Raw genomic sequence first — 11,818 nt, 5'->3', positions numbered from 1 at the left:
TTCAAGGGCTGCCAAACGCCCATCTCTGTCAGTCGTACCGGTAGACTGAAAGCCAAACACTGTTGCTAGTGGCAACCGAGTCGTAACGCCGTGGTCGCACGCTCGCCCGTACGGGGCGGGAATGCGGCCCGTGCTGTGCCAGAGAGGGCGCTTCGTGGCCGATTCCGGCAACCCCAGCCAGACCCCAGACCAGTCCGACCAGGCTTCCTACACCGGTAGCAACATCCAGGTGCTGGAAGGCCTCGACGCCGTCCGCAAGCGCCCCGGCATGTACATCGGTTCCACGGGCGAGCGCGGCCTGCACCACCTGGTGCAGGAGGTCGTGGACAACTCCGTCGACGAGGCGATGGCCGGGTACGCCGACACCATCGACGTGACGATCATGACCGACGGCGCGATCCGCGTCGTCGACAACGGCCGCGGCATCCCGGTGGACATCGTCCCCGGCCAGGACAAGCCGGCCGTCGAGGTCGTGCTCACCGTCCTGCACGCCGGCGGCAAGTTCGGCGGCGGCGGCTACGCCGTCTCCGGCGGTCTGCACGGCGTCGGCGTCTCCGTGGTGAACGCGCTGTCCACCAGACTGTCCGTGGAGATCCACAAGGACGGCCACATCTGGACCCAGGACTACAAGCTGGGTGCCCCGACCGCCCCCCTGGTCAAGGGCGAGCCGACCGAGCGCACCGGCACCACCGTCACCTTCTGGGCCGACCCGGACATCTTCGAGACGACCGTCTACTCCTTCGAGACGCTCTCCCGGCGCTTCCAGGAGATGGCCTTCCTCAACAAGGGCCTGTCGATCTCGCTGACCGACGAGCGCCCCGAGCACGTGGACGAGGAGGGCAAGCCGCTCACCGTCACGTACAAGTACGACGGCGGCATCGCCGACTTCGTCGCCCACCTCAACTCCCGCAAGGGCGAGGTGATCCACCCCTCGGTCATCGACTTCGAGGCGGAGGACAAGGACAAGTCGATCTCGGTGGAGATCGCGATGCAGTGGAACTCCTCCTACACCGAGGGGGTCTACAGCTTCGCCAACACCATCCACACCCACGGCGGCGGTACCCACGAGGAGGGTTTCCGCGCCGCGCTGACCGGCCTGGTCAACCGCTACGCGCGGGACAAGAAGCTGCTCCGCGAGAAGGACGACAACCTCTCCGGCGAGGACATCCGCGAGGGTCTGACCGCGATCATCTCGGTCAAGCTCGGCGAGCCGCAGTTCGAGGGCCAGACCAAGGACAAGCTCGGCAACACCGAGGCCAAGACCTTCGTCCAGAAGGTCGTCCACGAGCACCTCAACGACTGGCTGGACCGCAACCCCAACGAAGCCTCGGACATCATCCGCAAGTCCATCCAGGCCGCCACCGCGCGCGTCGCCGCCCGCAAGGCCCGCGACCTGACCCGCCGCAAGGGCCTGCTGGAGTCCGCCTCGCTGCCGGGCAAGCTCTCCGACTGCCAGTCCAAGGACCCGTCCGAGTGCGAGATCTTCATCGTCGAGGGTGACTCCGCCGGTGGCTCGGCCAAGCAGGGCCGCGACCCGCGCACCCAGGCCATCCTGCCGATCCGCGGCAAGATCCTGAACGTCGAGAAGGCCCGGATCGACAAGGTGCTGCAGAACACCGAGGTCCAGGCGTTGATCTCGGCCTTCGGCTGCGGCATCCAGGAGGACTACGACGAGTCCAAGCTGCGGTACCACAAGATCGTCCTGATGGCCGACGCCGACGTCGACGGTCAGCACATCCGCACCCTGTTGCTCACCCTGCTGTTCCGCTTCATGCGGCCGCTGGTCGAGTCCGGGTACGTCTACCTCGCCATGCCGCCGCTGTACAAGATCAAATGGGGCAAGGACGACTTCGAGTACGCCTACTCCGACCGCGAGCGCGACGCGCTGATCGCGGCCGGCGTCGAGGCCGGCCGCCGGCTGCCCAAGGACGACGCGATCCAGCGGTTCAAGGGTCTCGGCGAGATGAACGCCGAGGAGCTCCGGGTCACCACCATGGACGCCGAGCACCGCCTGCTGCTCCAGGTCACCCTGGAGGACGCCGCCCGCGCCGACGAGCTGTTCTCCGTGCTGATGGGCGAGGACGTCGAGGCCCGTCGCTCCTTCATCCAGCGCAACGCCAAGGACGTCCGCTTCCTGGACGTGTGACGCCTGCAGCCCAGGCCCCGCACGTACCAGTCCGCGTGAAAGGAAACTGACCACCAGTGGTCGACGACAACCGTCCCGACGGCGAACAGCCCGAGACTCCCGAGGCCGCCGAGGCCACCGCCCAGGTGACCATGCGGATCGAGCCCGTCGAGCTCGAGACCGAAATGCAGCGCTCGTACCTCGACTACGCGATGAGCGTGATCGTCAGCCGCGCGCTGCCCGAGGTCCGCGACGGCCTCAAGCCGGTGCACCGCCGCGTGCTCTACGCGATGTACGACGGCGGGTACCGGCCCGAGAAGGGCTACTACAAGTGCGCCCGCGTCGTCGGCGACGTCATGGGCAACTACCACCCGCACGGTGACACCTCGATCTACGACACCGTGGTCCGCCTGGCCCAGCCGTGGTCGATGCGGATGCCGCTGGTGGACGGCAACGGCAACTTCGGCTCCCCGGGCAACGACCCGGCCGCGGCCATGCGCTACACCGAGTGCAAGATGATGCCGCTGGCCATGGAGATGATGCGCGACATCGACGAGGAGACCGTCGACTTCGCCGCCAACTACGACGGCCGCTCCCAGGAGCCCACCGTCCTGCCCGCGCGCATCCCCAACCTGCTGGTCAACGGTGCCACCGGCATCGCGGTCGGCATGGCCACCAACATCCCGCCGCACAACCTGCGCGAGGTCGCCTCCGGCGCGCTCTGGTACCTGGAGAACCCGGAGGCCTCCGCCGAGGAGCTGCTTGAGGCCCTGATCGAGCGGATCAAGGGCCCCGACTTCCCCACCGGCGCGCTGATCGTCGGCCGCCGCGGGATCGACGACTACTACCGCACCGGCCGCGGCTCGGTCACCATGCGGGCCGTGGTCGAGGTCGAGGAGATCCAGGGCCGTCAGTGCCTGGTGATCACCGAGCTGCCGTACCAGGTCAACCCGGACAACCTCGCGCTGAAGATCGCCGACCTGGTCAAGGACGGCAAGATCGCCGGCATCGCCGACGTCCGGGACGAGTCCTCGTCCCGCACCGGCCAGCGCCTGGTGGTCGTGCTCAAGCGCGACGCCGTCGCCAAGGTCGTGCTCAACAACCTGTACAAGCACACCGAGCTGCAGACCAACTTCGGCGCCAACATGCTGGCCCTGGTCGACGGCGTGCCGCGCACGCTGTCGCTCGACGCCTTCATCCGGCACTGGGTCAACCACCAGGTCGAGGTCATCGTCCGGCGCACCCGCTTCCGGCTGCGCAAGGCCGAGGAGCGCGCCCACATCCTGCGCGCGCTGCTCAAGGCCCTGGACCTGATCGACGAGGTCATCGCGCTGATCCGGGCCTCGGCCAGCGCCGACGCCGCCCGCACCGGCCTGATGGGCCTGCTCGACATCGACGAGCTCCAGGCCAACGCGATCCTGGAGATGCAGCTGCGCCGGCTGGCCGCCCTGGAGCGCCAGCGGATCACCGACGAGCACGACGAGCTGCAGCGCAAGATCGACGAGTACAACGCGATCCTGGCCTCGCCGACCCGCCAGCGGGAGATCATCTCCGAGGAGCTCGCCGCGATCGTCGAGAAGTACGGCGACGAGCGGCGCTCCACCCTCATCCCCTCCGACGGCGACCTCTCCATCGAGGACCTCATCGCCGAGGAGGACATCGTCGTCACGATCACCCGCGGCGGCTACGTCAAGCGGACCCGCTCCGACCTCTACCGCTCGCAGAAGCGCGGCGGCAAGGGCGTCCGCGGTGCCCAGCTGAAGCAGGACGACATCGTCGACCACTTCTTCGTGACGACCACCCACAACTGGATCCTGTTCTTCACCAACAAGGGCCGGGTCTACCGTGCCAAGGGCTACGAGCTGCCGGACGCCGGCCGCGACGCCCGCGGCCAGCACGTGGCCAACCTGCTGGCCTTCCAGCCGGAGGAGCACATCACCCAGGTGATGGCCGTCCGCACTTACGAGGACAAGCCGTACCTGGTCCTCGCCACCCGGGCCGGCCTGGTGAAGAAGTCCGCCCTCAAGGACTACGACTCCCCGCGCTCCGGCGGCCTGATCGCGATCAACCTGCGCCAGGACGAGGCGGGCCGGGACGACGAGCTGATCGGCGCCGAGCTGGTCTCCGCCGAGGACGACCTGCTGCTGGTCTCGAAGAAGGCCCAGTCGATCCGCTTCACCGCGACCGACGACGCCCTGCGGCCCACCGGCCGCGCCACCTCCGGCGTCAAGGGCATGGCCTTCCGCGAGGACGACGAGCTGCTGTCGATGAACGTCGTCCGCCCGGGGACGTACGTCTTCACCGCCACGGACGGCGGCTACGCCAAGCGCACGGGTGTGGACGAGTACCGTGTCCAGGGACGCGGCGGCTACGGCACCAAGGCGGCGAAGATCGTCGAGGGCCGCGGCTCGCTCGTCGGCGCGCTCGTGGTCGACGAAACCGACGAAATCATGGCAATCACCCTCTCGGGTGGGGTGATCCGCACCAGGGTTTCCGAGGTTCGTGAAACCGGACGTGACACGATGGGCGTCCAACTGATCAACCTCGGAAAGCGCGACGCGGTCGTGGGCATGGCCCGCAACGCGGAGGCCGAGGACGACGAGACGGCGGAGGACGAGGTCGCGGGCACCGAGTCCACCGAGACGGCCGAAGGAACGGAGACGGTGGTCGGCGGAGACGCCGAGGCCTGATCCGAACCGCAGACGGTCTCCGCCGCGTCCACAGAGTGGGCGCGGCGGAGCCGGACGCCGACCAGTTCCGGGCAATCCCGCCGGGCGCTGGATGACGAGTGACGAAGCAGGGCGGCGCCGCCGTCCTGGTGGGAAGTGCGGGAGGACCAGGTGAGTGGAGCCACGGGTGCTGCGGGAGGCACCTCCGGCGGCCGTCCGGGCGCGCAGGGCGGGGGTTCCTACGGCGTGCCGCAGCCGCCGACCGAGCACTCGGCCGCGTCCACCTCGCTGATGCCGTCGGTCGGCGGCGCGGGCCAGAGCGGCGCGACCTACGGCGGCCAGACGCCCCCGCCGCCGGGCGCCCCGGCGTCCGGCTCGGGCGGCTTCTCGCAGCCGACCACGTACGCGAAGGGGCAGCCGACCCCGGCCCGGGGCACCCGGACCTCCGGCAACACCCCGCCGGGCGGCACCCCGGTGCCCGGGGCGCCGCGCCGCCCCGCCGCGCCCGCGGCCGCACCCGCGGGCCCCGGCCTCGGCCGGACCCGCAAGGCCCGGCTGCGGGTGACCAAGATCGACCCGTGGTCCGTGATGAAGGTCAGCTTCCTGCTGTCGCTGGCCGTCGGCATCATCCTCATCGTGGCCTCCGCGGTGCTGTGGATGACGCTGGACTCCCTCGGCGTCTTCGACTCGCTGACCAAGACCCTCAAGGACGTCACCGGCTCGGACAGCGCCGGCGGCGTCAACCTGATGGACTACATCGGCTTCGGCAAGGTCATGACCTTCAGCACGCTGATCTCCGTGGTCGACGTCGTGCTGCTGACCGCGCTGTCCACCCTGTCCGCGTTCATCTACAACGCGGCGGCCGGCTTCACCGGCGGGGTCGAGCTGACCCTGGCCGAGGAGGACTGATCCCGGCCGGATCCTGACCTTCCCTCAGTTCGCCCTCCGCGGGCGGAATGCGCGGGCCCCGCAGGCTGTTGCAGCCGGTGGGGCCCGTCGGCATTTCGGGTGACAGCCGGCACCCCGCGGCGTGCCGTCCGGAAGCGGGCCGGCCGCCGTGGGATTTGCTGGGTGCCGCCCGTTCCGCGCCTGGGAGTGCCACAGGCCGCCCCCGGTCCGCACGACCGGGTCAGGTGAGTTCGGCAGGACGACTGGACGGAGGCGCGCGGTGGCGAAGCTCGCAGGTCAACTGGTCGAGGCCCTGGACGGGCTGCTGGGGATCCCGGTACCGCTGCGGGTGCAGGCCTGGGACGGCAGCATCGCGGGGCCGCCGGGCGCGCCCACCGTGGTCCTGCGCAACCGCCGGGCACTGCGCCGCCTGCTCTGGCAGCCGGGCGAGCTCGGCCTGGCCCGGGCCTACGTCGCGGGGGACCTGGAGATCGCCCCCGGGACCGACCTCTACGAGGTGCTCTCGGTGGTCGGCCGGTTCGCCGAGCTCCCGGAGATCCGCACGCTGCACCTCGGGCCGCGCGACGTCCTCGGCGCACCGGGCCGCCGGGCCGTCGCGGCCGCCCTGCGGGCCGGGGCGATCGGCCCCGAGCCGACCCCGCCCCGGGAAGAGGTCCGCCCGGCCAAGGGGCGACTGCACAGCCGCGGCCGGGACCGCGCGGCGATCAGCCACCACTACGACGTCGGGAACGACTTCTACGGCCTCGTGCTCGGCTCCTCGATGGTCTACTCCTGCGCCTACTGGACGCCGGAGGCGAAGAGCCTGGAGGCCGCCCAGGAGGCCAAGCTCGACCTGATCTGCCGCAAGCTCGGCCTGCAGCCCGGAATGCGGCTGCTGGACGTCGGCTGCGGCTGGGGGTCGCTGCTGCTGCACGCGGCCGAGCACTACGGCGTCACCGCCGTCGGCGTCTCCATCTCCACGGAGCAGGTCGCGCTGGCCCGCGCCCGCCTGGAGGAGGCCGGCCTGGCCGACCGGGTCGAGGTCCGGCTCCAGGACTACCGGGAGATCACCGACGGGCCGTTCGACGCGATCTCCAGCGTCGGGATGGCCGAACACGTCGGTTCCGAGCAGTACCGGATCTACGCCGAGGGCCTGTACCGGCTGCTGGTGCCCGGCGGCCGGCTGCTCAACCACCAGATCGCCCGCCGCCCCGACCACCCCGGAGAGCCGCACCGCACCAGCCCCTTCATCGACCGCTACGTCTTCCCCGACGGCGAGCTCTCCCCGGTCGGTTCCACCGTGGCGCGGCTGGAGGAGGCCGGCTTCGAGGTCCGTGACGTCGAGTCGCTGCGGGAGCACTACGGGCTGACCCTGCGCGAGTGGGTGGCCAACCTGGAGGCGCACTGGACGGAGGCGGTCCGGCTGGTCGGCCGCGGCCGGGCCAGGGTCTGGCGGCTGTACATGGCCGCCTCCGCGCTGGCCTTCGAGCAGAACCGGATCGGGGTCAACCAGGTCCTCGCCGTGCGCAGCACCGAGCAGGGCGCGGCGGGCCTCCCGCCGACCCGGGCGGAGTGGCTGCTGCGCCCCGCCACCGGCACGCCGCAGCCGGTCACCGGGGTCGTTGCCGCCGCCCCGGCCGACGCGGATTTGGGAGATCGGCCGTCGGTCCGCTAATCTTTCAGTGCGGCAAGGGCCTATAGCTCAGACGGTTAGAGCGCTTCCCTGATAAGGAAGAGGCCACAGGTTCAAGTCCTGTTAGGCCCACCACCGCGAAGGCCCCGGAGTGATCCACTCCGGGGCCTTCGACGTTTTCGCGGATCGGCAGGATTCCGGTACGCTCTCTGTTCGGCGAGGGCCTATAGCTCAGACGGTTAGAGCGCTTCCCTGATAAGGAAGAGGCCACAGGTTCAAGTCCTGTTAGGCCCACCTCCCCGAAGGCCCCGGAGTGATCCACTCCGGGGCCTTCGACGTTTCCCGGTGCCGGACGGGTCCGGAGGAGGGGCCCAGCGGGGGTTTCCCGGGGCCGGTCGTGTGCGGGCGGACCATCCGGCAGGAGGTGCGGCGTCAATCCTCGGCCCGGACCGCCGGGTTGGCCGCACCGGTGGCTGGTCACGATTGGGATACCGGTGTGTATCATCGGCCGCAAGGGCAGTCTGGCACCCGGCCGCCCGTTCGCGCTCGAAACACAACTGGACTCGTCGGCCCGGTCAGTCCGGCCGGATCCGGCTCTTGAGTCCACCAACGCAAGAAGGACGAGGTCCCGCGGTGAAGAAGCTTCTCCTGGTCGCCCTGGTCGCCCTCGGCGGCTTCTTTGTCTACCGTCAGGTCCAGGCGGACCGCGCCGAGCAGGACCTGTGGACCGAGGCCACCGACCCGGTTCCGGCCGGCCGCTGAGCCTCCGGGCGATCTGACGATCGACGATCTTCGGAGGCGCCGACCCGCGCCTCCTGGGCCGGCCGGTCCGGTCGACCGACCGGACCGGCCGGTTCCCTCCGGGGAATGGCACTGTCCCGGGGGGAGGCGCTGGGAAAGGCGCCGGAACCCGGTACGCTAGTGCCCGTTGGCACGCGCGGTGCCGTCGAGGGGCATTAGCTCAGTTGGTAGAGCGCTGCCTTTGCAAGGCAGATGTCAGGAGTTCGAGTCTCCTATGCTCCACAGTTCGCAGCAGTCGACGATCGGCCGCTGACCAGGGTTCTGGTCGGCGGCCGATCGGCGTTTCCGGGCCCTTTCGGTGCCTCCGTACGGTCAGTCCGCGCTGCGGCCCTCGCCGTCGCCGGGCTTGCCGGGCTCGGCGCCCGGGGACTCCGCGGCGTCCTCGGCGGAGCCGTTCACCGGGGCGGTGGCGGCGGTGGCCCCGGACGGACGCGGCTCCTGCGCGGCCGGCGGCTCGACCAGCCATTCCGGGTTGCTGTGCCGGCGCCACCACTGCCAGGCCACGATGCCGCTGCCGACGGCCAGCAGGCCGGCCACGGCGAGGCCGGTGGCCCAGCCGTTGCACCGCTGCTTCCGGGCGTTGCGGGCGGCGAGCTCGCTGATCTCGGCCGAACTGACGTTGCCCTGCAGTGCGGTCAGCGCGGCGGCGCCCCGGGACTGGGCCTCGTGGGCGACCGGACCGACGACGGCGCGGGCGTCCCCGACGGCCTGGGCGACCCTGGGGCCGACCGTGCTGCGGGCCTGGTCGGCGGCTCGGGTCGCGGAGAGCCGGGCCGCCAGCGCGGCCTCCTGGGCCCGGTGGAGGGCCTTCAGGGTGTTCTGCTGGGCCTCGGGGGGCAGGCTGGCGAACGCGTGGCCGAACTGCGGGGCGAGATGCCGGTCGTACTGGACGCGGAGGTTGTGGGCGGCCTGGGTGGCCTTCGGCCCGACGGCGTCCCAGGCGGGCCCGAGGCGCTGCAAGGCGCCGTCCGCGAACTGCGCGGCGGTGTCCCGGGTCCTGGTGGCCGTCTCACGGGCTGAGTCCGAAAAGCTCACGAGTCTCTCCTCCTGGGTGGCGTCCGTCCTTTATGCACATATCCACCTGAATGCTGATCATGCATGGTGATTTGTCCGGCGGCACGCTGGGGTGGGCCGTACGCGGGGCGCGGCGGGGAGAGGCGCGATGGTGGGGCGGGAGCGGATCCGGGAGAGCGGGCCGTGCGCAGGGGGCGCGGCAGTAGGCTGACGGTTCCGGAGGACGCGTACGGGAAGGGGACAGCACTGATGCTCCCGGACGAGCCGAGGCCGTCGGCCGAGCGGTCCCCGGAGGCCGGGTCGCCCGGCTGCTACCGGCACCCGCAGACGCCCACCGGGATCTCCTGCACCCGGTGCGAGCGGCCGATCTGCCCGCAGTGCATGGTGGCCGCCTCGGTGGGCTTCCAGTGCCCCGAGTGCGTCGGCAACGGCCACGCCGGGACGCGGCGGGCGACCACCCGGTTCGGCGGGACGCCCACCGCCGACGGCGGGCTGGTCACCAGGGCGCTGATCGGGGTCAACGTGGTGGTCTGGCTGCTGGCCGCCTACGTGCTCTCGCCGCGGCTGGGCCAGACCTGGTCGCTGTTCAGCGCCGGGCGGGACATCCTCGGCGGACCGGCGGGCGTCGCGGACGGCCCGCACCAGTGGTACCGGCTGCTGACCGGCGCGTTCCTGCACCTGGAGTGGTGGCACATCGGGCTGAACATGCTGGTCCTGCTCCGGCTCGGCCCGGCGCTGGAGGAGTCGCTCGGCCGGCTGCGCTTCCTGGCCCTCTACCTGGTGTCCGCCCTGGGCGGCAGCACCTTCGCCTTCCTGGTGGCCGGGGACTGGATGAACTCGGTGGGGGCCTCCGGGGCGATCTTCGGGCTGATCGGCGCCACGATCGTCATGCAGCTGCGGAACAAGGGCCCGCTCGCCATGGTGATGGCGTTCCTGGTCTTCAACCTGATCGTCACGTTCTCCCGCCCGGGCATCGACTGGCGGGCGCACCTCGGCGGCCTGGTGCTGGGCGGGCTGACCGCGGCCGGCCTGATGTACGCCCCGCGCGGGCGCCGCGGGCTGGTCCAGGGGCTGGCGGTGGGCGGGGCGGTGGCCCTGGAGGCGGCGATGCTGTTGATCGGGATGTCCCTCTACGGCGCGTGACGCCTCGGGCGTTTGTCCACAGCGGGTGCGGGGGTGTGCACGGGCTGTGCGCCGCCACGGCTGTGGACTGTTGTTCTACGCGCGTCCTGCTGTGCGAGCGTCCTGCCGTCGGGCAGCTGTGCGCAGCTGGGGACGGTCTCCGCCCGGAAGGTTATCCACAGGCTGGGGAGACTTTTCCCCAGTGTGGATAACCATGTGGATAAGCGTGACCGTCGGATGGTGCGGATAACCGACCGGTTCCCGTGCGGGTCCGCACGTGTCCGTCCGTTTCCGGGCATGCCTGACCGCCGCCCCGGGACGAGCCGTCCGAAGCGGCGGGGGTCGGCCCGGACCGGGCCTCAGGACGAGCGGAGCGTCACTTCCACTGGGTGGAGACGCCGAACCCCGCGGCGATGAAGCCGAAGCCCACCAGGATGTTCCAGTTCCGCCAGCCCTCGACCGGGTAGGAGCCGCTGGTCACGTAATAGGTGACGATCCACACCAGGCCGATCAGGAACAGTGCCAGCATCAGCGGCGCGACCCAGCCGCGGCCCGAGCTGATCTTCACCGCGGCCGTGGTGGGCGGGGTGTAGTCGGACTTCTTGCGGAGTCGAGACTTCGGCACGAGGGGTTCTCCTGTCGATGCGCTGTGAGACCGCGCAGAGGTGCAGCGGGTGAAGTCGGCCGGCAGCTGCTGTGGGAGAACGCCCAGGGGGACCGCTCCGCACACGCCACCGGCGTCCGTTAGCGTAGTGGCTCGGCGGGTCTTGAGGAGATAAGGGTACGGTGACTAATTTGTCGATTCCCCCGGAGCCCACCCCTACCCGCCGGTCCGGCACCCGAATTGTCGGACGTGTCCTGACCTGCGCCGTCTTCGCCCTCGCCGGTCTGCTGTTCTACATCAGCGCACAGACCGCCCGCGGCACCGACCTGCGGACCGACAACTCGCTGCTGAGCCTCGGCGACGTGATCCGCCAGCGCAGCGCGCAGAACCAGCAGGCACAGTCCCAGCTCGCCGACCTCCAGGCCCGCGCCCAGGACCTCACCGAACAGCAGGGCAGCAACCCCGCCGACGTGGCACGGCTGGACGGCCTGCGGGTCGGCGCGGCCCTGGAGCCGCTGCAGGGCGGCGGTCTGTCCGTCACCCTCAACGACGCCCCGCCGAACGCCACCGCACGCATCCCCGGCGTCCCCGAGCCCGGCGTCAACGACCTGGTCATCCACCAGCAGGACATCCAGGCCGTGGTCAACGCGCTGTGGCGCGGCGGCGCCGAGGGCGTGCAGGTGATGGACCAGCGGCTGATCTCCACCAGCGCCGTCCGCTGCGTCGGCAACACCCTGCTGCTCCAGGGCCGGGTCTACTCCCCGCCGTACGTGGTCAAGGCGGTCGGGAAGACCGACGCGCTGCGCTCGGCCGTCGAGTCGGACCCGACGATCCGCACCTACCTGAAGTACGTCCAGGCGTACGGGCTGGGCTGGAAGGTCCAGGAGAGCGGGGACCTGACCCTGCCCGGCTACTCCGGCACCACCGAGCTGCGGTCGGCGGGCCAGCAGCAGTAGCGGACC

The 11,818-nt window shown here is 70.8% G+C and carries 9 protein-coding genes and 3 tRNA genes; 10 read left to right on the top strand and 2 right to left on the bottom strand.

The features are described 5' to 3' along the window. The first annotated feature begins 130 nt into the window (after positions 1-130). The 8 genes from gyrB to CRP52_RS15385 all read left to right on the top strand — a co-directional run bounded on the left by gyrB (position 131) and on the right by CRP52_RS15385 (position 8,338). On the top strand, positions 131-2,146 hold the full coding sequence (gene gyrB / locus CRP52_RS15415; RefSeq protein WP_097236925.1) for a DNA topoisomerase (ATP-hydrolyzing) subunit B: 2,016 nt from the start codon (positions 131-133) through the stop codon (positions 2,144-2,146). Positions 2,147-2,277: 131 nt separating this feature from the next. After that, a complete protein-coding gene (gyrA, locus tag CRP52_RS15410) occupies positions 2,278-4,815 on the top strand; it encodes a DNA gyrase subunit A (RefSeq protein ID WP_097240108.1) in 2,538 nt (845 codons plus the stop codon). Between the two features lie 150 nt (positions 4,816-4,965). Next, positions 4,966-5,703 (top strand): DUF3566 domain-containing protein, encoded by a 738-nt coding sequence (locus tag CRP52_RS15405; protein ID WP_257032503.1) that lies wholly within the window; start codon positions 4,966-4,968, stop codon positions 5,701-5,703. Between the two features lie 259 nt (positions 5,704-5,962). Next, entirely contained in the window at positions 5,963-7,357 is a 1,395-nt protein-coding gene (locus tag CRP52_RS15400; protein WP_097236924.1) for an SAM-dependent methyltransferase, read from the top strand. Positions 7,358-7,373: 16 nt separating this feature from the next. Continuing rightward, positions 7,374-7,450, top strand: a tRNA-Ile gene (locus tag CRP52_RS15395). 85 nt (positions 7,451-7,535) lie between these two features. Then, positions 7,536-7,609: transfer RNA gene (locus CRP52_RS15390), tRNA-Ile, on the top strand. A 339-nt stretch (positions 7,610-7,948) separates the two neighbouring features. Next, positions 7,949-8,077 (top strand): DLW-39 family protein, encoded by a 129-nt coding sequence (locus CRP52_RS38905; protein ID WP_014137031.1) that lies wholly within the window; start codon positions 7,949-7,951, stop codon positions 8,075-8,077. Between the two features lie 188 nt (positions 8,078-8,265). Next, positions 8,266-8,338 (top strand) — tRNA-Ala (locus CRP52_RS15385). Positions 8,339-8,428: 90 nt separating this feature from the next. Here CRP52_RS15385 and CRP52_RS15380 read toward each other — a convergent pair. After that, positions 8,429-9,151 (bottom strand): DUF5324 family protein, encoded by a 723-nt coding sequence (locus tag CRP52_RS15380; RefSeq protein WP_097236923.1) that lies wholly within the window; start codon positions 9,149-9,151, stop codon positions 8,429-8,431. Positions 9,152-9,379: 228 nt separating this feature from the next. Here CRP52_RS15380 and CRP52_RS15375 point away from each other — a divergent pair, with 228 nt between their 5' ends. Then, entirely contained in the window at positions 9,380-10,273 is an 894-nt protein-coding gene (locus CRP52_RS15375; RefSeq protein WP_097236922.1) for a rhomboid family intramembrane serine protease, read from the top strand. Between the two features lie 355 nt (positions 10,274-10,628). Here CRP52_RS15375 and crgA read toward each other — a convergent pair whose 3' ends face one another. Then, positions 10,629-10,877 (bottom strand): cell division protein CrgA, encoded by a 249-nt coding sequence (crgA, locus tag CRP52_RS15370; protein ID WP_097236921.1) that lies wholly within the window; start codon positions 10,875-10,877, stop codon positions 10,629-10,631. A gap of 170 nt (positions 10,878-11,047) precedes the next feature. On the opposite strand from crgA, the gene CRP52_RS15365 reads away from it, so the two are divergent. After that, positions 11,048-11,812 (top strand): DUF881 domain-containing protein, encoded by a 765-nt coding sequence (locus CRP52_RS15365; protein ID WP_373560496.1) that lies wholly within the window; start codon positions 11,048-11,050, stop codon positions 11,810-11,812. The last annotated feature ends 6 nt before the right edge of the window (positions 11,813-11,818 follow it).

The sequence above is a fragment of the Streptomyces sp. 1331.2 genome (assembly GCF_900199205.1).
In the GTDB taxonomy this organism is placed as follows: domain Bacteria; phylum Actinomycetota; class Actinomycetes; order Streptomycetales; family Streptomycetaceae; genus Kitasatospora.
This window is presented reverse-complemented; position numbering and strand designations above follow the sequence as displayed.